Source organism: Arthrobacter sp. Y3223065 (assembly GCF_059090885.1).
Genome location: NZ_JBNHGC010000001.1, coordinates 924,765 through 944,820, shown reverse-complemented (window position 1 = coordinate 944,820; position 20,056 = coordinate 924,765). Strand labels below are relative to the sequence as shown.

General features: G+C 68.8%; 18 protein-coding genes. 8 read left to right on the top strand and 10 right to left on the bottom strand.

Annotation, left to right across the window (positions count from 1 at the left end; translation table 11 throughout):
- Positions 1-5 precede the first annotated feature (5 nt).
- A complete protein-coding gene (locus AC5RUK_RS04375) occupies positions 6-2,507 on the bottom strand; it encodes a DNA gyrase/topoisomerase IV subunit A (protein WP_494151473.1) in 2,502 nt (833 codons plus the stop codon).
- Between the two features lie 47 nt (positions 2,508-2,554).
- Between AC5RUK_RS04375 and AC5RUK_RS04370 the strand changes: the two genes are divergently transcribed.
- The 3 genes from AC5RUK_RS04370 (at position 2,555) to AC5RUK_RS04360 (ending at position 7,161) form a co-directional block, all read left to right on the top strand.
- Positions 2,555-5,263, top strand: a complete 2,709-nt coding sequence (locus tag AC5RUK_RS04370) for a bifunctional acetate--CoA ligase family protein/GNAT family N-acetyltransferase (protein WP_494108714.1) — start codon at positions 2,555-2,557, stop codon at positions 5,261-5,263.
- A gap of 39 nt (positions 5,264-5,302) precedes the next feature.
- A complete protein-coding gene (locus AC5RUK_RS04365) occupies positions 5,303-5,977 on the top strand; it encodes a DUF5998 family protein (RefSeq protein ID WP_493987425.1) in 675 nt (224 codons plus the stop codon).
- An 83-nt stretch (positions 5,978-6,060) separates the two neighbouring features.
- Positions 6,061-7,161, top strand: a complete 1,101-nt coding sequence (locus AC5RUK_RS04360) for an alkaline phosphatase family protein (RefSeq protein WP_494151540.1) — start codon at positions 6,061-6,063, stop codon at positions 7,159-7,161.
- Positions 7,162-7,234: 73 nt separating this feature from the next.
- Here AC5RUK_RS04360 and sepH read toward each other — a convergent pair whose 3' ends face one another.
- Positions 7,235-8,680 carry a septation protein SepH gene (gene sepH, locus AC5RUK_RS04355; protein ID WP_494151472.1) on the bottom strand — a complete coding sequence of 482 codons (1,446 nt, stop codon included), beginning with the start codon at positions 8,678-8,680 and terminating at the stop codon, positions 7,235-7,237.
- Between the two features lie 325 nt (positions 8,681-9,005).
- Here sepH and AC5RUK_RS04350 point away from each other — a divergent pair, with 325 nt between their 5' ends.
- A complete protein-coding gene (locus AC5RUK_RS04350; protein ID WP_493987423.1) occupies positions 9,006-9,308 on the top strand; it encodes a DUF4193 domain-containing protein in 303 nt (100 codons plus the stop codon).
- A 58-nt stretch (positions 9,309-9,366) separates the two neighbouring features.
- Here the strand turns inward: AC5RUK_RS04350 and AC5RUK_RS04345 are convergent, their stop codons facing one another.
- Entirely contained in the window at positions 9,367-9,873 is a 507-nt protein-coding gene (locus AC5RUK_RS04345) for a DUF3093 domain-containing protein (RefSeq protein WP_493987422.1), read from the bottom strand.
- A 188-nt stretch (positions 9,874-10,061) separates the two neighbouring features.
- On the opposite strand from AC5RUK_RS04345, the gene dut reads away from it, so the two are divergent.
- From dut to AC5RUK_RS04325, 4 genes are all read left to right on the top strand, one after another.
- On the top strand, positions 10,062-10,526 hold the full coding sequence (gene dut, locus AC5RUK_RS04340; protein WP_493987421.1) for a dUTP diphosphatase: 465 nt from the start codon (positions 10,062-10,064) through the stop codon (positions 10,524-10,526).
- Positions 10,527-10,639: 113 nt separating this feature from the next.
- Positions 10,640-11,365, top strand: coding sequence for a DUF3710 domain-containing protein (locus AC5RUK_RS04335; RefSeq protein WP_494108717.1), 726 nt, complete (start codon positions 10,640-10,642; stop codon positions 11,363-11,365).
- On the top strand, positions 11,358-11,705 hold the full coding sequence (locus AC5RUK_RS04330; protein ID WP_494108718.1) for a single stranded DNA-binding domain-containing protein: 348 nt from the start codon (positions 11,358-11,360) through the stop codon (positions 11,703-11,705). The genes AC5RUK_RS04335 and AC5RUK_RS04330 overlap by 8 nt, the downstream gene beginning before the upstream one ends.
- 3 nt (positions 11,706-11,708) lie before the next feature.
- On the top strand, positions 11,709-12,494 hold the full coding sequence (locus tag AC5RUK_RS04325; RefSeq protein ID WP_494151471.1) for a DUF3159 domain-containing protein: 786 nt from the start codon (positions 11,709-11,711) through the stop codon (positions 12,492-12,494).
- 1 nt (position 12,495) lies between these two features.
- Here the strand turns inward: AC5RUK_RS04325 and AC5RUK_RS04320 are convergent, their stop codons facing one another.
- The 7 genes from AC5RUK_RS04320 to AC5RUK_RS04290 all read right to left on the bottom strand — a co-directional run bounded on the left by AC5RUK_RS04320 (position 12,496) and on the right by AC5RUK_RS04290 (position 19,927).
- Positions 12,496-13,176, bottom strand: a complete 681-nt coding sequence (locus AC5RUK_RS04320) for a potassium channel family protein (protein ID WP_493987417.1) — start codon at positions 13,174-13,176, stop codon at positions 12,496-12,498.
- Complete coding sequence (locus AC5RUK_RS04315; RefSeq protein ID WP_493987416.1) at positions 13,173-13,847, bottom strand: potassium channel family protein; 675 nt, start codon at positions 13,845-13,847, stop codon at positions 13,173-13,175. Before AC5RUK_RS04315 ends, AC5RUK_RS04320 begins: the two co-directional genes overlap by 4 nt.
- A 134-nt stretch (positions 13,848-13,981) precedes the next feature.
- A complete protein-coding gene (locus tag AC5RUK_RS04310; RefSeq protein ID WP_494151470.1) occupies positions 13,982-15,466 on the bottom strand; it encodes an FGGY-family carbohydrate kinase in 1,485 nt (494 codons plus the stop codon).
- Between the two features lie 20 nt (positions 15,467-15,486).
- On the bottom strand, positions 15,487-16,743 hold the full coding sequence (locus tag AC5RUK_RS04305; RefSeq protein ID WP_493987414.1) for a sugar ABC transporter permease: 1,257 nt from the start codon (positions 16,741-16,743) through the stop codon (positions 15,487-15,489).
- On the bottom strand, positions 16,740-17,681 hold the full coding sequence (locus tag AC5RUK_RS04300; RefSeq protein WP_493987547.1) for an ATP-binding cassette domain-containing protein: 942 nt from the start codon (positions 17,679-17,681) through the stop codon (positions 16,740-16,742). Before AC5RUK_RS04300 ends, AC5RUK_RS04305 begins: the two co-directional genes overlap by 4 nt.
- 72 nt (positions 17,682-17,753) lie before the next feature.
- Complete coding sequence (locus AC5RUK_RS04295; protein WP_494108721.1) at positions 17,754-18,857, bottom strand: ABC transporter substrate-binding protein; 1,104 nt, start codon at positions 18,855-18,857, stop codon at positions 17,754-17,756.
- A gap of 59 nt (positions 18,858-18,916) precedes the next feature.
- On the bottom strand, positions 18,917-19,927 hold the full coding sequence (locus AC5RUK_RS04290) for an NAD(P)-dependent alcohol dehydrogenase (RefSeq protein WP_494151469.1): 1,011 nt from the start codon (positions 19,925-19,927) through the stop codon (positions 18,917-18,919).
- Positions 19,928-20,056 lie beyond the last annotated feature (129 nt).

Below are 20,056 nucleotides of genomic sequence, written 5' to 3'. Positions count from 1 at the left end.
CCAGCTTAGGAGTCTTCCGCCCCCTGCTGCGAGAGGGAGGGACCGACGGCGTCCACCGCCTGGGACAACGGGATGCCGGAACCGTCGCGGCGGCCGTGTTCGGTGGGCAGGGCCCGCGAGGCGCCGTTGGACGAGCTGGCCTTCGCCGGACCGTGCCCGGCCCACGCCAGCGAGAGCATGTCCTCGCCCTTCAGGAAGCGGTGCGCGCGCACTCCGCCGGTAGCGCGGCCCTTGGCCGGGTACTCGGTGAACGGGGTGACCTTGACCGAGCCGGGGGAGGTGCCGGGCAGGGCTTCCCGGGTGGAGGCTACGGTGACGACGACGGCGTCGGCATCCCCTGCGGCGACCGCACCAAAGAACGCCACGGCGTCTTCCGCGGCCAGCTTGATGCCCGCGACACCGCCAGCTGTGCGGCCCTGGGCGCGCACCGCCGAGGCCGGGAAGTGAAGCAGTTGCGCCTGGCGGGTGATGAAGACCAGTTCGTCGTCGTCGGCCGGGACGCTCAGGCCCACGATGTAGTCCTTGGGCTTGAGCGCGATGATCTCCCAGTCGTCCCGGTTGAGCGGGTAGTCCGGGGTCACGCGCTTGACGATGCCCTGCGCAGTGCCTAGGGCCAGGACCTTGTCCAGCGGCGCCAGAGCCACCAGGGATTCGCCCTTCGCCAGGGTCACGAACTCCTTGACCGGGACGCCGCCGGCCAGGTTCGGCGAACCGGCAGCGGCGGCGAGCACCGGCATGTCCAAGACCGGAAGCCGCAGCATCCGGCCCAGCGAGGTCACGGCTCCGATTTCGGCCCGCGCCGTGGTCTTGACGACGGACGCCAGGACATCGTGCCTGATCCGTTGGCCGTCCGACAGGGGCTCCTGGTCCACCGTGCGGGCGAGCTGGCCGGAAGCCGAGAGCAGGACCCAGCACGGATCGTCCGCGATCTGCAGCGGCAGGGCGGCCTTGGCGTTCTTGCCGGCGGCCGCGGGAGCCGGGAGGGCGGTGCCGCGGAGCGGGGCCGCCGCCTCCGATTCGAGCAGCACGGTCCGCCGCGGCGTGGCGTAGAGCGCGGAAACCTCGCCCAGTTCGTCGGAGACCAGCTGGCGCAGCATGGCCTCGTTGGCCAGGATCTCCTCCAACCCGGCGATTTCGCCGCGCAGTTCGTCCTGTTCCTTCTCGAGCTCGATCCGCGAGTATTTGGTCAGCTGGCGCAGCCGCAGTTCGAGGATGTGGTTGGCCTGGATTTCGGACAGGTCGTAGATGGCCATCAACCGTTCGCGGGCGGCGGCGGCTTCGTCCGAGGAACGGATGATCTGGATGACCTCGTCGATGTCCACGATGGCAATCAGCAGGCCTTCGACCAGATGCAGCCGGTCCTTCTTCTTGCCCAACCGGAACGCGGTGCGCCGGCGCACGACGCCGATGCGGTGGCTGAGGTAGACCTGCAGCAGTTCCATCAGGCCCAGCGTGCGCGGCTGCCCGTCGACCAGCGTCACATTGTTGATGCCGAAGGAGTCCTCCATCGGCGAATAGCGGTACAGCTGCGCCAACACGGCGTTGGGATTGAAGCCGTTCTTCAGCTCGATGACCAGGCGCAGGCCGTGCTGCCGGTCGGTCAGGTCCACGATGTCGCTGATGCCCTGCAGCTTCTTGGAGGTTACGGCGTCCTTGATCTTCTCGATCACCTTCTCCGGGCCCACGCCGTAGGGCAGTTCGGTGACCACCAGGCCGGTGCGGCGGGCGGTGAGCTTCTCCACCTCCACCTTGGCGCGGGTCTTGAAGGAGCCGCGGCCGGTGGCATACGCATCGCGGATGCCGTCCAGGCCCACGATCTTGCCGCCGGAGGGCAGATCGGGTCCGGGGACGAACCGCATGATGTCCTCGAGCGTGGCGTCCGGGTTGGCGATCAGGTGCTGGGCCGCGGCGATCACCTCGCCGAGGTTGTGCGGCGCCATGTTCGTGGCCATGCCCACGGCGATGCCGGAGGAACCGTTGACCAGCAGGTTGGGGAAAGCGGCCGGGAGTACCGCCGGCTGCATCAGCTGGTTGTCGTAGTTCGGAACGAAGTCCACAACGTCTTCGTCCAGGTGGTCGGTCAGCGCCAGGGCCGGCGGCGCGAGGCGGGCCTCGGTGTAGCGCGGTGCCGCGGGACCGTCGTCGAGCGATCCGAAGTTGCCGTGGCCGTCGATCAGCGGCATGCGCAGCGAGAAGGACTGCGCCATCCGCACCATCGCGTCGTAAATGGCGGCGTCGCCGTGCGGGTGCAGCTTGCCCATCACCTCGCCGACCACGCGGGCGGACTTCACATGCCCCTTGTCCGGCCGCAGCCCCATCTGGGACATCATGTAGAGAATGCGGCGCTGCACCGGCTTCAACCCGTCGCGGGCATCGGGCAGTGCGCGCGAATAGATCACCGAATAGGCGTATTCGAGGAAGGAGCCTTCCATCTCGGAGGTCACGTCGATATCGACGATGTTCTCCGTGTAGTCCTCTTCGGGGGCGGGAGTCTGGCGTCGGGGCATGGGTAGAGCTTCGGTCCTTAGCTAAAAGTTGCGGATACAGTGAGTTTATGGCGCAAGAGGCTGATTCCCCCGATTATCCGGATTATTGGGAAGCGGATGTCGTGCTGCGCGACGGCGGGACGGCGCACCTGCGCCCGATCGTCCCGGCCGATGCCGAGGCCCTGCAGGCCTTCCACGTGGGGCAGTCCGAGAGCTCCATCTACCTGCGCTTTTTCACCTTCAAGTCCAAGCTCAGCGCCCGCGAACTGGCCCGCTTCACCAACGTCGATTACGTCAACCGGGTGGCCTTCGTCATCACCATCGGCGACGAAATCATCGGGATTGGCCGCTATGACAGGCTGGACGATCCCGCCGAAGCCGAGGTCGCCTTCAACATTTCGGATGCCCACCAGGGCAGGGGGCTGGGATCCATCCTGCTGGAGCATCTGGCCGCCGCCGCCCGGGAAAACGGCATCAGCAAGTTTTCCGCCGAAGTGCTGCCGGAGAACCGGAAGATGATCACCGTCTTCAACGACGCGGGCTACGAGGTGCGGCGCCATTTCGACGACGGAGTGGTCGCCCTCGAGTTCGACATCGACCCGACCGATCGCTCCCGTGCCGTGATGGCCGCGCGGGAACACCGGGCCGAGGCCAAGAGCGTGGCTGCCCTGCTGGCGCCCGGATCCGTGGCCGTGATCGGCGCCAGCCGGGACTGGGGCAGCGTGGGCTACTCGCTGCTGGAGAACATCATCGAAGCCGGCTTCACCGGCCCCGTCTACGCCATCAACCCGCAGGCCTTCGAACTGAACGGCATGATCTCCCACGCGGCCATCGCCGACGTCCCGCACCCCGTGGAACTCGCCGTCGTCGCCGTCCCTTACGAGGAAGTGCCCAAGGTGGCCCGCGAATGCGCTGCCGCCGGGGTCAAGGGAATCCTGGTGGCCAGCGACGGCTTCTCCCAAGCCGGGAACGAAGGGTTGCAACGACAGCGCGAGCTGGTGCGCCAGGCCCGCGCCCACGGCATGCGGGTGATCGGCCCCGGTTCGCTCGGACTCCTGAACACCGACCCGGCCGTGTCGCTGAACGCCTCGATGGCGCCCGCCATGCCGCCGCGCGGGCCGCTCGGGCTGTTCAGCCAGTCCGCAGCGATCGGCGTCCTGCTCTACACCGCCGCCAGCCGGCGCGGGCTGGGCCTGTCGTCCACCGTGTCGGCGGGGAACCGGGCCGACGTCTCCGGCAACGATGTGATGCAGTATTGGGAAGACGACCCGGCCACCAAGGCGGTGGGGCTCTACCTGGAATCCATCGGCAACCCTCGAAAGTTCTCCCGGATTGCGCGCCGGCTCTCGCGCAGCAAGCCGGTGATCGTGGCCAAGTCCGACGTGATGGGACTGCAACTGCCGCCGGGCCACGCGGTGCGCACAACCCAGGCCCCGCTGGGCGCCCTCGACGCGATGTTCCGCCAGTCCGGCGTGATCCGCGTAGAGACCAACGAAGAGCTGATGGACGTGGCGCAGGTCCTGGTCAGCCAGCCGCTTCCGGCCGGAGCCAACCTGGCCGTGTTCAGCAACTCCATGGCGCTGGGCAACGTGGTGGCCGACGCCGCCAAGGCGCACCAGCTGGACGTGGTCCGGCGGGAGGTGGCGCTAAACCTGAATACCGGCCAGTCCAACGCGCTGCCGATGCTTCGCCGGCAGGTGCGGCAGGCACTGTCCGCACCCGAGGTGCACGCCGCCGTCGTCACCCTCCTTCCCGCCACCGGAATCCAGACCTCCCTGCTGGCGGAGGTGCTGCGGGACTGCGCCGAAGAAGCCGGCAAGCCGGTGGTCGCCTCCTTCACCGGCGTGCTCGATCTGGCCGAACGGACCGACGGCTTGCTCGCCACCGGAGGCCGCGTTGCCGAGGGCGGGTTGCAGCGCGGCCTGCCCAGCTTTGCCAGCCCCGGCAGCGCCGTGAACGCGCTGGCGGCAGTGGTCCGCTACGCCGAATGGAAGGCCCGCGACCAGGGCGACTTCGCCGAACCGGCGGGAACCGACCCGGCCGAGGCCCAACGGCAGATCGACGCCCTGCTCGCCGGGGTCACGGGGACCGACCTGCTGACGCCTACCCCCGCGCAGACCGCCCGGCTGCTGGGCTGCTACGGCATCACGGTGCAGGAGTCGGCCGGCTTCACGCACGACGACGAGGCCGTGGCCGCTGCCGAACGGCTCGGCTGGCCCGTAGCCGTCAAAACCACCGATGCGCGGCTGCGGCAACGGCTGGACCTCGGCGGGGTCAGGCTGAACATCACCGACGAGGCGACCCTGCGCGCCAACATCGCGCACATGCGGGCCAGCCTGGCCCCGTTCGGCGACATCCCGCTGGAAGTCCAGTCGATGGTGCCCGCGGGCCAGGCCTGCACCATCCGCTCGATCGAGGATCCGCTCCTGGGCCCGGTGGTGTCTTTCGGGCTGGCCGGCGACGCCGTCAACCTGCTGGGGGACTGGTCCCACCGGATTCCCCCGCTGACCACCGTGGATGTGGCGGACCTGGTCCGCGGACCCCGCGCGGCCGAGAAGCTCTTCGGCTACCAGGGCCTGCCGGCGGTGGACGTTCCGGCGCTGGAAGACCTGATCGCCCGTGTGGCGCAGCTCAAGGACGAGCATCCCGAGGTTGCGTTGCTGGAACTCAACCCGGTACAGCTCTCCGACCGGGGCCTGGCCGTGCTGAACGCCGAAATCCGGCTCGGAAACCACGCGCACCGCACCGACAGCGCGCGGCGCGCCATGCGTGACTAAACCGTCCGGGTTGGCCATCTGGCAGCAGGGTAGGGGATTATGGAACACATGAGCCCCCTTTCGACGGCCGAACGCCGCAGTCTCGATGACGCCCTCAACCGGGCAGGCTTTTACCCGCTGCTGGTTTCCGACGTGGTCCACGACGCTTTGGACGAGCGCGAGCCGCTGTCCCACCTGGTGCACCTGGAGACACACTTCGACCGCAACGAGGTGCACCGGCACATCACCGTGCTGGTGCTCACCGAGGACATGCTGGTGATCACCCACGTGGACGACCAGCAGCTGGACGAGGAGGGCGAGCAGATGGTGGCGCAGATTTCCACCGAGTCGGTCCCGGTCAGCCAGATCCGCTCCGTGGTGCTCAGCTACGTCTACGCCCAGCCGCAGAACTACACCTCCGCCGACCAGGCCCGCGAATTGACCCTGGCCATCGCCTGGTCCGGCGGCCAGCGGCTGGACATGGGCCCGGCCGGCTGCGGCGATCCGCAGTGCGACGCCGACCACGGCTACACCGGCAACATCGTCCAGGAAGACATCGTGCTGCGGGTCAGCGCGGAGGCCGACGGGCTGCAGGCGGTCCAAAACGCCAAGGACTTTGCCCGCGCCCTGCGCAAGGTCAGCACCAGCCACCCGGAACCCGCTGCCGCGCCGGGCCCGGTGCAGCAGCGCCCGCGCATCGGCAACCGCCTGGTCCGCGGCCACCACGGCCGCTGACCCGCGGGACTGACTGCGTGACCCTGACACAGGAACCGCTTCCGGCTGCCCCCGGCTACGGCCGCAACTCCCTCGGCGAGGTCATGACCAGCGCCGCGGCCGCGCTGGGCGCCGAGGGCTTCGACAATGAGCTGCAGCTGCCGCCGGCGCGGCGCGTGTGCGTGGTCATGGTGGACGGGCTGGGCAAGGCGCTGCTGAAGCAGCGCGGCGGACATGCACCCTTCCTGCGCCAGGCCATGGACAACTCGCGCACCCTCGGCAGCGCCCTCCCATCGACGACGGCGGCGTCCCTCGCCAGTTTGGGGACCGGGCTGGCACCCGGGCAACACGGCATGGTCGGCTACGACGTCCTCGATCCCGGGCAGGACAAGGTGGTGAACCAGCTCGGAGGCTGGGACCCCGGGGTGGATCCGCAGGTGTGGCAACCGTATCCGACGGTGTTTGAACGGGTAGCCGCGCAGCTGCCGGTCACCACCGTCAGCCTGCCCCGGTTCGCGGAATCGGGCATGACCCGGGCGGCGCTGCGCGGCAGCACGTTCCTGCCCGGCGCCACCGGCCACGCCCGGACCCAGGCCGCGGCCGAAGCGCTGGCGGCTACGGACCGGGCGTTGGTGTACCTCTACTTCAACGAACTGGACAAGGCGGGCCACCGGTTTGGTGCGGCGTCGGCCCAATGGGGGAACGCGCTGGAGGAACTTGATTCGGACATGCGCCGCCTGGCCCGGCAGCTTCCGGCCGATACGTTGCTGCTGCTGACCGCGGACCACGGCATGCTGGACGTGGCCGAGGAATTTCGTTTCGACTACTCGGCGGACCCGGCCCTGGTGGCCGGGGTCCGGCACACCGGCGGCGAACCGCGGCTGGTGCACCTCTATTTTGAACCGGACGCCACGGACGGGCAGCGCGAACAGGTGGCCCGTGCGTGGCTGCAGGAATATGGGAAGCAGGCCTGGGTCTTCACTCGCGAAGAAGCGGTCGGCCGCGGGTTCTTCGGCCAAGTCGACCCGCGGGTGCTGCCGCGCATCGGAGACCTGATGGTGGCCGCCCGCGAACCCGTCGCGTTCTACGACACCCGGCGCGTTCCGGAGACCGCGCTGTCCGTGGTCGGCCAGCACGGCTCGCTAACCAAGGCGGAGCGGGAAGTGCCCCTGCTGACGCTGGCGGCTCCGGGCAAACGGCGCTAGGAATCCGCGCCCGCCAATAACGGGAGGCCGCCGGAACGCGCACCCCCTGGGTCTGGCTGCTGCCGGAGGCAGGTCAGTCGTGCTTGGTGCCGAAGACGATCTCGTCCCAACTGGGAACGCTGGACCGCTTCGGCTTGATGGCGCGCTTGGGCGGTTCCGGTGCCGGATCGGCCTGCCGGGCGTCTGTGGTTTCGGTTTCGGGGTCGGCGGCGCTCTTCGGCCCGGCCTCCGCAGTCCGAGCCTGGTCCGCGGCCGCTGCGCTGCCTTTCTCCACGGTGTTCAGGGGTGCGGTGGAAGGACGCACAAACTCGATCCGGTCGTCGGCCGCACCTGGTTCCTGCGCGCCGCCGCCGGTCTCGAGGCCTGCGGCGCCGGCTTCGCTGGCTTCGCCGGTAAAGTCTCCGCCCGCCTCCCGACCGTCGCCGCCGGTTTCCGTGGCCTGCGGTTCCCGCAGGAATCCGGGCGCGCCGGAGAGCGTGATTTCGTGCGTGTGGGTGCTGATCCCGTGCCCCAATTCCAGCGACGAGGCCGCGCCGTCGTCGTAGGCCGGAGCCAAGGTCAACGGGAAGCCGGCCCGCGGCCGTGCGCCGGGGGCATCGTCGTCGGAATCGTCCGCTTCCCCGAACGATTCGCGCGGGTGGGCCGCCGGAATCGGACCGTGGGTGAGCATCAGGGCCAGCGCGTCGTCGGCATCTTCGTCGACGCCCAACCGCTGGCCCCGGCGGGAGCGCAGCACCTCCAGCAGTTCGTCCGACTCGGAGGACTGCCCGCCGTCCTGCCCGCCGTCCTGCTGCCCGGCGGGTTCGAGGTCCGGGTCCGTCCCGGTGTCGGCTTCGAAGTCGAAGACGTGGTCGGTGACGGCCTTCAGCCGGCGTGCGGGTACCGGGCCGTCCACGGTTTCGAGTTCGCTCAGCTGCTGCGCCCACCGGTTGGCATTCTGGATGGTGCGGCGGGCCGCGTGGAAGACCCAGCGGGCGGGCGGTTCTTCCCCGATGGAGTCGGTGGCGGGGGCGGCCGGGGCGGTGAAGGAGGCCACAATTTCCCAGCTGCCGTCGCTGCGACGCCAGGAGTCCCAGACCATCGAGTCGGGATCGATGCCGAAGGCGTGGATCCTGTGGTCCACCATTTCACCCAGGGTGGCAGGCTCATCGCCGAAGGCCGAACGGTAACCATCGTGGCCGGGCAGCGGACCGGCGACCTCCACCTTGCGGGCCTGCTCGACGATGTAGTGGCGCTCCGCCAGCACCGGGCTTTCATAGCGCCGAATCCGTGCAAGGTCGAGGCCGGATTCGGCCGCGACCTCCTCGGCAGTGGCGCCTGCACGAATGCGCGCCTGGATCTCCCGGGGGGACAAACCGGCGTCCGATGGTTCGCCGGCACCGGGAGCGCGGGTGGTTGTCGGTCGGAAGACCGCTGTGCGCAGGGCTTCGTCTATGGCCAGACGGTAGTCGTCCCCACCTGCGCTCAACAGCAGATGTTCGCCATCCTCATGGACACCCACCAGCCGTAGATCCTGCATGAAAACCCTCCACCAGACGACACTTTATGCCTGAAACTCTGCCACCCATACCGGGCTTTTCCTATTGTTTTCGCAGGTGTGGCGCGGTGTTTGTGGCCAAGGTCGCCCTCACCGGGCGCCATTTCCGCAGCCCGCCGTGAACGCCCTTCGAACCCCGCGGTTTGGCAGGCGCACGGAAATCGGCAAGAATCTTCGCGTCACGGGCACAAATCAGACGGCGAATGCGTTGAGCCTGTGCACAGATCGTCAGGCGTGGGGCAGGTGTCCCGGAACCGGGGGTCTGACGTGAAACTGGACTCGACCACCGGAGTGGGAGCAAACAACAATGGCCACTGACTACGACGCCCCGCGGAAGCCGGACGAAGAGACCCACGAGGAGTCCATTGAAGAGCTGAAGTCGCACCGGCGGACCGACACCCAGTCGGCCGTCGTCGACGAGGACGAGGCCGAGGCGGCCGAGGGGTTCGAGCTGCCCGGCGCCGACCTGTCCGGCGAGGAGCTGCTGGTCCGCGTCCTCCCGGCCCAGCAGGACGAGTTCACCTGTGCTTCCTGCTTCCTGGTCCGCCACCGGTCGCAGGTGGCGAAGGAGAAAGACGGGCTGCTCTATTGCCGGGACTGCGAGGGGTAGCTGCTGCTGCGCTTCGGGCGCCGCGTGCCGGCCGGCGGAGGCTGCCCTCAGCGTGCGGCTAGGCCGCGTCCGGCGCGGGACGGTTCAGCGCCGCGGCGAGTTGCTGCGGCCGGCGCGTGGAGGTAATCCAGTAAGGGGTCAGGTCGGATTCGTCGGTGATTTCGATGGTGACCACCGGGTCGATCCAGCCGCGCAGGCACATGTAGGCGGTGCCGTTCAGCTTGGTGCCACGCTGCTCGGTGGCCGCCTCGCCGGTGAAGGCTTCCACCCGCCCCACGTAGCGGCGCTCAATCTGGGCGCGGCCAACCTGCAGCGTCGTATCGGTGACCAGGATCCGCGGCGTGGAAGCGATCAGCAGGACCGCCAGCAGGACGGCGGCGACGACGGCGCCAATGATGCCCGCGGTGATGCTGATCGGGGCCAGCATCACGATGACCGCAGCGGCGGTGCCGGCAGCGATGAGCCAGACCCAGAAGTTGGGCCAGAGCCGCTCATCGAAGTGGGTCACGGATGAAGGACCGCCGGCGGGACCGGAGCCGCCTGCAGGGGTCGCGGGTTGTGTCATGGACTCAGCTTTTCACCTTTTGACAGGCATTTCATCTTGCTCCCGGCGGGGCCCCGGAAGCCTGCCCGCCCGCGGGCGCCACGGTTGAAAAGGCGCTAGAGTGATGTGCGGAATATCTCAGCGGGCCAGGCCCTCGGCGGCCGCCATTTTCCCGCCACATCCGCAATCGCAAGGACAATCGATCACGAGTGCAGCAGACAACTGAAACGCTGACGGTCCAGCTGAAAATGCTCGACGACGGGCTGGAACCGCCTGCCTACGCCCACCCGGGGGACGCCGGGGCCGACCTGCGGAGCCGGATCGATTTCCGGATCGCTCCGGGCGAGCGCGTCCTGGTGCCGACGGGCGTGGCGCTGGCGCTGCCGCACGGGTATGTTGCCCTGGTCCATCCGCGTTCCGGGCTGGCCGCCAAGCACGGGCTGACCATCGTCAACGCCCCGGGCACGGTGGACGCCGGTTACCGGGGCGAAATAGCGGTTACGCTGCTGAATACCGATGCCAGTGAAACGCTCATCTTCAAGCGGGGGGACCGGATCGCGCAACTGGTCATCCAGAAGGTGGAGACCGCCGCATTCGAACGCGTCGCCGAGCTCCCGGACTCCGTGCGGGGGGCCGGCGGGTTCGGATCCACCGGAGGGTTCGGCGCCGGCTAGTGCCGCGCGGCGGCGTGCCCGGGCACGTGCATGCCTGGCCGCGCAGGCAGCATCCCCTCAGCGCAGACATTGAGCAACCCGGTGCAGCACCGGAGGAAGAGGAATCTCACGTTATGGCATTTGGGCGTTCCAAGAAGAAGAACCAGAACGACGGCGAAGAGCCGGAAGCCGGCGCGGCCGCACCCGGCGAGGAAGCCACCCGGCCGGCGCCGGACAGCGGGCCCCGCCGCAACGGTCCCTACGACGACTCCGAGCAGGACACCGGGAACGGCTACCTGGACCTGGGTGCGCTGAAGGTCCGCCCCCGGGAGGGCCTGCAGCTGCGGCTGGAGGTCGAGGAGAAGTCCAAGCGGGTTGTTGCGGTGACCTTGGACCTGGCCGGTTCCAACTTGCAGCTCCAGGCATTTGCCGCACCGAAATCCGAGGGGCTGTGGAAGGAAATCCGCACCCAGATCGCGAGTTCCGTGGGCTCGCAGGGCGGCACCGTCCAAGAGATCGACGGACCGATGGGGACCGAGGTGGTGGCCAAGCTGCCGGCACAGACCCCTGATGGGAAGAAGGGCTTCCGGGTGGCCCGCTTTCTCGGCGTCGACGGGCCGCGCTGGTTCCTGCGCGGCGTGATCGGCGGCCCCGCCGCGCTGGACCGGGCCAAGGCCGCCGACCTCGAAGAACTCTTCCGCTCCACCGTGGTGGTCCGGGGCACGCAGCCGCTGCCGCCCAAGGACCTGCTGCAGCTCAAGATGCCCAAGGGCGTCCCGGGACAGCCGCCGGCCGCCGCGCCGCACAACCCCGGACTGACCGCGCCCGAGCGGGGTCCGGAGATCACCGAGATTGGCTGACCGCTCCCGCGTCCATCGCGGCGCCGCGGACAGCGCCATCGCGCGGCTGCCGGAGCGCGGCCAGGTGGCCGGCACGGGGTTGGTCGAGGCGATCACCATCGCGCCGCCCGGGCAACCGCCGCGGTTTGTCGCCGTCGTCACCGACGCGGGCCAGCAGGAGCCCGGCAAGCCCCGCGACGGCGGGCACCCGCGGGTCCGGCTGGTCTGGCTGGGGCAGCGCCGCGTCCCCGGCATCGCGGCGGGTATCCGGCTGGCCTTCGAGGGCATGCTGTTTAGGGTGGAAGGAACCGCCACCATCTACAACCCGCGCTACGAGATCCTCAGTCCGTTGGAGAATTGACCCATGACAGACCAGCAGCCGGACTCCGGTCCGGAGCACATCGTGCCGCCGGCCGGCGCCGGGCAGCCACCGGGCGCCCGTCCGGAACCCGCCGGGGAACCAGGCACCAGGCGCCCGGACAGGGCCGAAGCACTCGCCGGCGCCTATGCCGCAAGCGCCGCGGTCCACCGTACCGACGACGGACAGATCGATGTGCTGAAGACCGTTGGCGGCGTCCGCGGCCTGGCCGAGAGCATCCTGCCGGGCGTGATCTTCCTGGTGGTCTTCACCATCGGCCGGGAGCTCGGCCCCGCACTGATCGGGGCGCTTGCGGCCGCCGCCGGCTTCACCGTGCTCCGCCTGGTGCAGCGAGGCACCGTGACGCAGGCCTTCTCCGGCCTCGTGGGGGTTGCCATCTGCGCCTTCGTCGCCAACTCCACGGGCCGGGCCGAGGACTTCTACGTCTGGGGCTTCATCACGAATGCCGCCTACATCCTGGTCATGCTGGTGTCGGTGGCCGTCAGGTGGCCGGTGCTCGGCCTGATCTTCGGGTTGATCCGCAGCGAGGGCACGGCATGGCGGAAGGAGCCGAAGCGGCTGAAGGCGTACACCATTGCCACCTGGATCGTGATGGCGGTGCTCTTGCTGCGGCTTGCGGTGCAGCTTCCCCTCTACCTGATGGGCGAGGACGGACTGGTGGCGCTGGGCACCACCCGCTTGCTCATGGGCGTCCCGCTGTACGCGCTGGGGCTGTGGCTGGCCTGGCTGGTCTCCCGCCCGTCCTTCGTGGAGGCGGGCCGGGCCGAGTGAACTAGTCGGCCGCCGCCGTTGCGGGCCGGCCCGTCAGGACCGCCCGCAGGTCGTCCTCGGCGGCGATGGTGGTGATGAAGAAAAGCTCGTCGCTGCCCTCCACCACGTCGTCAGGGCTCGGCGTGATCGGTGCGTCGTCGCGCAGGATCGCCACCACCGTCGCGTCCTGCGGCCAGGCGATGGAGCCCAGCCGCTGACCGATTAACGCCGAGTCGGCGGGAACCGTGAACTCGACCATGGATGCGACGCCGCTCTGCAAAGTCAGCAGGCGCACTAGGTCGCCGATCTCCACCGCTTCCTCTACCAGGGCCGTCATCAGGCGCGGGGTGTTCACGGCAACATCCACGCCCCAGGAATCGTCAAACATCCAGTCGTTTTTGGGGTTGTTCACGCGTCCGACCGTGCGGCCGACGCCGAACTCGCTCTTGGCCAGCAGCGAGACCACCAGGTTCACCTTGTCGTCGCCGGTAGCCGAGACCACCACGTCGGCTTCTTCCAGCCGGGCTTCACGCAGGGTGGTGATCTCGCAGGCGTCGCCGACCAGCCAGCGGGCACCCTTCAGCCCGCTGCGGCCGATCACCTCGGGCTTCGGATCGATCAGCAGGATGTCGTGGTTGTTGGAGAGCAGCTCGCGCGCGATCGACGATCCAACGCTGCCGGCTCCGGCAATGACCACTCTCATTCGGACTCCTCCACCGGGGGTTTGGACAAGATCCTGTCGATCTCGAACGTCGAATCCACTGCCATCATGGCGTGCACTATGTCGCCCTTCTGGTAGCGGGTGCCGCGGGCGGGCAGGATTCCCTCACCGAAGCGGGTCAGGTAGGCCACCCGGGCGCCGGAGGCGGCTTCGATCTCGGCCAGTTCCCGGCCCACCCAGCCGTCGTCCAGCTCCACCTCACCCAGGATCAGGCGGCCCGAGGCCTCACGGAAATCGCCCTTGATGCCCTGTTCGGGCAGGATCCGCCGGAGCACCTGATCGGCGCTCCAGCGCACCGCCGCCACCGTGGGTATGCCGAGCCGCTGGTAGATCTCGGCGCGGCCGGGATCGTAAATGCGTGCCACTACATGCGGCACGTGGAAGGTCTCGCGGGCCACCCGGGTGGCGAGGATATTGGAATTATCGCCGCTGGAAACGGCAGCGAAGGCGTAGGCGTTCTCGATGTCCGCGTGCCGCAGGGTGTCCCGGTCAAATCCGACGCCGGTGACCTTGCGGCCGGTGAATCCCGAGCGCAGTCGGCGGAACGCCCGGTCGTCCTGGTCGATGATGGCCACGCTGTGCCCGGAGTCTTCCAGGGTGTGGGCCAGCGTCACGCCCACGCGCCCGCAGCCCATGATCACAAAGTGCGCCATCCACGTCCTTCCGGCACCCGCCGCAACAGCGGGAATCAAATGTACTGCAACCATAACGCTGAACCGGTCCGTCGATGTCATGACAGGGCAGGGGGTTGAAACAGGGCCGGCGGCTGCGGGGCAGCCCGGGCCGCCTACCCGGCCGCGGGCTCCTGCAGGGCGGCGAGCACGTGCATGTGCTCACGGTTCGATGGGTAGAGGAGCCGGTAGGTGGCGTAGAGCTTTTCGTAGAGCGGGGCGGTCGCCGGATCGGGCTTCACCGTCGCCGCCGTGCGTGCCCAGTCGGTCCCGGCGGGCACGGCTCCGGTGCCGATGGCGGCGAGCAGCGCGTCCCCGTAGCTGGCACCGATGGCCTGTTCCGGGACCAGCTGTTCGCGCCCGCTGATGTTGCTGACGATTTCCGTCCAGAGCCTGGCCTTGGTGCCGCCGCCGACGGCCACGACGCGCCTGATCGGTTCGCCGGCGTTCTCGAGGGACTCCAGGATCTGCCGGATGCCGAAGCCGATGCCCTCATAGGCTGCACGGAACAGATGGCCGCGTCCGTGGCGCAGCGACAGGCCGGTGATCAGGCCGCGGGCGTCGGGGTCGAAGACGGGTGTCCGTTCGCCGGCAAAGTAGGGCAGCAGCAGCAGTCCGTCTGATCCCGGCGGCACCGCGGCGGCCTCCGTGACGAGCTGCTCGAAGGGGACGTCGCCGAACAGCCGCTGCAGCCAGGTGGTCAGGCTCCCGGACGTGGACATCCCCGCGGCCAGCGTGAGGGACCCCGGGTCCACGCCGGCCGTGGTCCAGAGCTTGGGTTCGGCGCGGAACTCCCCGAGGACCTGGACGAAGAACATGGTGGAGCCGTACATCAGCATGAGGTCGCCGGGCTGTCGGACGCCGGCGCTGAACGCCTCGGCCCAGGCATCGACGGTGCCCGCGCAGACCGGCACTCCCTCGGGCAGCCCCGTCGCTTGGGCCGCCCGGCGGTGGACGCGGCCGCCTACTTCGGCCGGCCACGCCAGCCGGGGCTTCGGCAGGTGGCCGGCGACGGCGTCGTACCGCTCCGCATGCCACCGGTTCCCGCGAACGTCGTAGAGCGGATCGCACTGGCTGGCGGTGTGATGGTCTAACACCAGCTCGCCGGTCAGCCTGGCCAGGATGAAGGAGTTCAGGCTGTGCCAGTTCCGGGCACGGGCGAAGACCTCCGGTTCCCGGTTGCGCAGCCAGCGGAGCTTCGGTCCCACGGCCTGGGACGACAGGACCTTGCCCGCATCGCGAAAGATCGCCTCCGCGCCGAACTCCTCCGTAAGCTCGCGGATTTCGACGACGGCGCGCGCATCGATTCCGTACAGGATCGACGGGCGCAGCGGGGTCAGGTTTTCGTCCGTGACGACCAGGCTGGGACCCATCGCGCTGACACAGACGCCGGCGACGGCCCCGGCGTCGTTCCGGGAGAAGAGCTCCCGGCACAGCCGCACCACCTCCGCCCACGCCCCGCCCTCGGCGTCGAACTCCGCCCAACCCGGCCGCGGGTAGGCGACGTCGTGCGCGGCCGTCGCGCTGTCCAGTACCCTGCCCCAGGCGTCCGCGAGCACCGCCTTGCTGCTGCCCGTGCCGATGTCGATGCCCAGGAACATGTCGCTCCGGCGGCCGGCCACTAGGCGCGGCCGTGCGACGTGCGGGACTTGCGGGATACGGCGTCGAGGATCACGGCCAGCAGCAGCACCAGGCCGGTGATCATGTAACGGAACGAGGACTCAAGGTTCAGCAGGGTGAGGCCGCTGGAGATGGACTGGATGACCAGGATGCCCAAGAGGGCGGAGAACGCCGAGCCCCGGCCGCCGAACAGGCTGGTCCCGCCGATCACCGCGGCGGCGATGGCATTCAGGTTCACGTCCCCGGTGCCGCTGCTCTGTGCCGAGGCGGCCAGCCGGCCGGCGGCCAGCATGCCGCCGACGGCCGCGAACGTCGAGCACAGGACGAAGATGGACACGTAGATGCGGTTGACGGCGATGCCGGCCCGCCGTGCCGCTTCCCGGTTGCCGCCGACGGCGTAGACGGAGCGGCCCCACTGGGTCCGGGTGAACGCGTAGTGCATCGCCAGCACCAGGGCGGCGAAGAAGACGAACATCCAGCCGACGCCGCGGGCCTGGTTCAGGTACCACACCGCGAACAGCAGGATCACGGCCAGCAGGATTGTCTGCATCACGACCAGCTTCATCGGCCGCCCGGACAGCCCCGCCTTGACCCGCTGGCGGGAGAGCGTGAGCTGGCTGAGGAAGAAGCCGGCCACGCCGACGACCGCCAGCACGTACGACAGCCACCCCGGCACGAAGGCCTGCTGGCCGAACCAGACAAGGAAGGAATCGAATGGCAGGTTGATGGTGCCCTCGACGCCGAGAACGAACAGTTGCAGGCCGAGGAAACCGAGCAGGCCGGCCAGCGTGATCACGAAGGACGGCACCCCGAACTTGGTGTACACCAGCGAATAGACCAGTCCGATCGCGGCGCCGACCGCCATCGCGGTCAGGACCGCCAGCCCGATCGGCCAGTCCTGCTTGATGAAGGTGACGCCGACGATCGCGGCCGACAGGCCGCTGACGGAGCCGACGGACAAATCGATTTCGCCGACCAGCAGGACGCAGACGATGCCCAGCGCGATGACTCCGACGGCGGCGCTTTCCAGCAGCAGGTTGACCAGATTGGCGCTGGAGAGGAAGAACGGGTTGAGCACCTGGAAGATGGACCAGATGACCAGCAGCCCGACGACGATGGGCAGCACGCCCAGATCGCCGCCGCGGACCCGGTTGATCCCGACCTTGACGGCGCCCTTGAAGCCCTCGGTCCGGATCAGCCGTTCATCCTGCAGGTCCGTGGCCACGGGGATGACCGGGGCGGCTGGATTCGTTGTCATGGTACGGTCCCTTCTTCCGGTGCTGCTGCCCCGGACCCCTGTTTGCCCGCGCTTCCTGCGGCTTGGCCGGGCGGCAGCGAGCCTCCGCCCGGTCCGCCCAGCCCGGCCCCCTCGGCCCCAGTGTCGGTTCCTGCCTCGCCGGCCGCGGCTGCTGCTGCCCCGGTCTGGGCGGCGCGCTGGGTCACGACGTTGTCGGTGGCGCCGGTGATCGCGGCGATCAGGTCGTCGGTCGACACGTCCTTCATCCGGAACGTGCCGTTGTTCTTCCCCAGCCGCAGCACCGCAACGCGGTCGGAGACGGCTTTGACGTCCTGCATGCTGTGGCTGATCATGATCACCGCGAGGCCGTTTTCACGCAGCCGCTCCACTAGGTTCAGCACCTCGGCCGTCTGCGCCACGCCGAGGGCTGCCGTGGGCTCGTCGAGGATGATGAGCTTGGGGCTGCCGAGCAGCGACCGGGCGATGGCGACGGTCTGGCGCTGGCCGCCGGAGAGGGAGGCTACGGCGATGCGGACCGAAGGGATTTTCGCCGAGAGCTGGCGCAGCAGCTTCCAGGACTGGACCTCCATCTCCACTTCGTTCAACCGCCACGCGCCCAGCTCCCGGCCGAGGAAGAGGTTGTCGACCACGCTGAGGTTGTCGCAGAGCGCGAGGTCCTGGAACACCGTGGCGATGCCCAGCTGAATGGAATCCACCGGCGTGTGGATGGTCACGTCCCTGCCGTCGAAGTTCACGGTTCCGGCGTCCTGCGGATGCACGCCCGCGAGGATCTTGACCAGGGTCGACTTCCCGGCGCCGTTGTCACCGACCAAGGCGACGACTTCGCCGGCGTGGACGTCCAAGTCAATGCCGGTCAAGGCGGCAACGGCACCGAAGTGCTTGCTCACGCCCCGCATGGACAGCACCGGAGCGGTTGTCTCCGGCCGTTCTGCTGACACAGTGGACACTGCTTCCCCTTCCCTTACGACGGCGGTGCCGCGGTGGGCGCGGCACCGCCGGCCGCGGCTGCGCTACGTGATGCCGAGTTCGTCGCAGCCCGCCTTGTACTCACCGGTGCAGATTTCCGAAGCCTCGTAGATGCCGCCGTCGAAAATCACTTCTTTGACGTTCTCCTTGGTGACAACTGTCGGCACGAACAACGCTGACGGGGTATTGAAGAGCGTCGCGTCGGGTTCGGGGGTCTCGCCATTGAGCAGCTGGACCGCCACTTCGGCCGACTTTTCAGCGACGATCTTGATGGGCTTGGAGATCGTGTTGTACTGGTCGCCCTTGATGATCCGCTGGATCGCGGCGACCTCCGCGTCGTTGCCGGTGACCGGCGGGAACGGCGAGACGCCGGCGGCCTTCAGAGCGGCGATGGAGCCGCCGGCCGTGCCGTCGTTGGCGGCCACGATACCGGTGATGTCCTCACCGAACTGAGTGATCTGGCCGGCCACCCAGTCCTGCGCCTTCGACGGCTGCCACTCCGGGGTGTCATAAGAGGCCAGGATTTCATGCTCGCTGGCCTCGACGGCTTCCTGCGCGCCTTCCTTGATCAGCTGCGCGGCCCGGTCCGTGGGGGAGCCATTGACCATCAGCACCCCTCCGGTCTCTTTGCCGTCGGCGTCCAGCTTGTTCACCAGGTCCTCGGCGATGAGGCTGCCGATCTTCTTGTTGTCGAAGGAGACGTAGAAGTCCGCCGGCGTGTCCGGGACCGGCCGGTCATAGGTGACAACCTTGATGCCCTGGCCCTTCGCGGTGTTGACCAGCGAGGCGGCAGCGGTGCTGTCCACCGGGTCCAGGACCAGGACCTCGACGCCCTGGGTGATCATGGCGTTGGCCTGCTGCTGCTGCTTGTTCGCGTCGCCGTCGGCGTTCTGGTACAGCACCTCGCAGCCGCCGCACAGCTCTTCGACCTTGGCCTTGAACAGCGGGCTGTCCTGCTGCTCGTAGCGGGTCGAGGCCCGGTCCGGCATCAGGAACGCGATCTTGCCCTCGGCCTGGCCGCCGCCACCGCCTGCGGTCCCGCCGCCGCCGCCGCCTTCGCCGCCGCCGCCGCCACCGCAGGCAGTCATGCCGGCTGCGAGAAACAGGGCCGTGGTGAGGCCCATGATTCCCCGTGTGTTCTTCTTCATCGGAACTCCTCTTACTGGTGGCGTGCCGCGTTGCCGTTCGTGCGTTCCGGCACCCGCGGTCAGAGCCGCTGGGGGTAGATCATCGCCTTGAGCGATTTGGGTTCGGTGGAGGTGTTTTCCAGTGCGGCCGCGCTCTGCGGCAGTGAAAAGCTGTGCGTGACCAGTCCCTCCAGGTTGATCCGGCCGGAGGACACCAGGTCGATGCCCAGCGGCCAGGTGTTGTTGTACCGGTTCACCATCGAGATCGTGATCTCCTTCCAATTGAGCGTGGACAGGGGCAGCGGCACCTCCTCGGTCTTGGCCAGGCCGATGACGGCCGCCCGCCCGGCCTCGCGCAACCGGCCGAGCCCGGAGGCGAGGACGCCGTTGGCGCCCGAGCATTCCAGCAGCACGTCATAGGCCCGCGCCGTGGCCGCATCGCTTTTCTCCACCGCGAACCCGTGGTCGCGGGCCACGCCGAGCCGGTAGTCGGAGACGTCCGTGAGCGTGACGCTTCCGGCGCCGAGGGCCCGCGCCGCTTCGGCGGCAAGCAGGCCCACCGGCCCGGCGCCGGTGATCAGCACGTCGTCGCCGGCCTGGAGGTTCGCCCGCCGGCAGCCCCACAAACCCACGGACAGCGGCTCGAGCAGCGCGCCGTCCTCGTAGCTCATCGAATCCGGGATCGGGAAGTAGCAGCGGGCGTCCATGGCCAGATACTGCAGCAGTGCGCCGTCGTAGGGCGGGGTGGCCAGGAACTCCAGGTTCGGGCAGAGGTGGTAGCGCCCCGCCCGGCACTCTTCGCAACTGCGGTCGGGCGTGCCCGGCTCGACGGCCACCCGGTCACCGACTCGGACGTTGCCGACCCCTTCGCCGACGGCGACCACCTCGCCGGAAACCTCGTGGCCCAGGATGAACGGGCCGTCAACGACGAACGGGCCGATCTTCCCGTAGCGGTAATAGGCGACGTCGGAGCCGCAGACGCCCACGGCTTCCACCCGGATCACGGCCTGGCCCCGACCAGGCTCGGGTATCGGGCGCTCCTGAATCTCGATGCTGTTAAGGCCGGTCATCACGGCGGCGGCATTGCCCATCTAAGACTCCTTAGCGAGCAGTCACTGGGTCAATCGGCCCAGCATTGTGAATGTGATGCAGCGCACATTCACACACGCATATGCTAACCCGCGCGGTGGTGCCGCGGCTATGAAATCGTCGATCGGGGT

What these genes read in the sequence shown, in the direction of transcription:
- AC5RUK_RS04375 (WP_494151473.1), bottom strand. Translation starts at nt 2,507, where the DNA reads ATGCCCCGACGCCAGACTCCCGCCCCCGAAGAGGACTACACGGAGAAC.
- AC5RUK_RS04370 (WP_494108714.1), top strand. Translation starts at nt 2,555, where the DNA reads ATGGCGCAAGAGGCTGATTCCCCCGATTATCCGGATTATTGGGAAGCG.
- AC5RUK_RS04365 (WP_493987425.1), top strand. Translation starts at nt 5,303, where the DNA reads ATGGAACACATGAGCCCCCTTTCGACGGCCGAACGCCGCAGTCTCGAT.
- AC5RUK_RS04360 (WP_494151540.1), top strand. Translation starts at nt 6,061, where the DNA reads ATGACCAGCGCCGCGGCCGCGCTGGGCGCCGAGGGCTTCGACAATGAG.
- sepH (WP_494151472.1), bottom strand. Translation starts at nt 8,680, where the DNA reads ATGCAGGATCTACGGCTGGTGGGTGTCCATGAGGATGGCGAACATCTG.
- AC5RUK_RS04350 (WP_493987423.1), top strand. Translation starts at nt 9,006, where the DNA reads ATGGCCACTGACTACGACGCCCCGCGGAAGCCGGACGAAGAGACCCAC.
- AC5RUK_RS04345 (WP_493987422.1), bottom strand. Translation starts at nt 9,873, where the DNA reads ATGACACAACCCGCGACCCCTGCAGGCGGCTCCGGTCCCGCCGGCGGT.
- AC5RUK_RS04335 (WP_494108717.1), top strand. Translation starts at nt 10,640, where the DNA reads ATGGCATTTGGGCGTTCCAAGAAGAAGAACCAGAACGACGGCGAAGAG.
- AC5RUK_RS04325 (WP_494151471.1), top strand. Translation starts at nt 11,709, where the DNA reads ATGACAGACCAGCAGCCGGACTCCGGTCCGGAGCACATCGTGCCGCCG.
- AC5RUK_RS04320 (WP_493987417.1), bottom strand. Translation starts at nt 13,176, where the DNA reads ATGAGAGTGGTCATTGCCGGAGCCGGCAGCGTTGGATCGTCGATCGCG.
- AC5RUK_RS04315 (WP_493987416.1), bottom strand. Translation starts at nt 13,847, where the DNA reads ATGGCGCACTTTGTGATCATGGGCTGCGGGCGCGTGGGCGTGACGCTG.
- AC5RUK_RS04310 (WP_494151470.1), bottom strand. Translation starts at nt 15,466, where the DNA reads ATGTTCCTGGGCATCGACATCGGCACGGGCAGCAGCAAGGCGGTGCTC.
- AC5RUK_RS04305 (WP_493987414.1), bottom strand. Translation starts at nt 16,743, where the DNA reads ATGACAACGAATCCAGCCGCCCCGGTCATCCCCGTGGCCACGGACCTG.
- AC5RUK_RS04295 (WP_494108721.1), bottom strand. Translation starts at nt 18,857, where the DNA reads ATGAAGAAGAACACACGGGGAATCATGGGCCTCACCACGGCCCTGTTT.
- AC5RUK_RS04290 (WP_494151469.1), bottom strand. Translation starts at nt 19,927, where the DNA reads ATGGGCAATGCCGCCGCCGTGATGACCGGCCTTAACAGCATCGAGATT.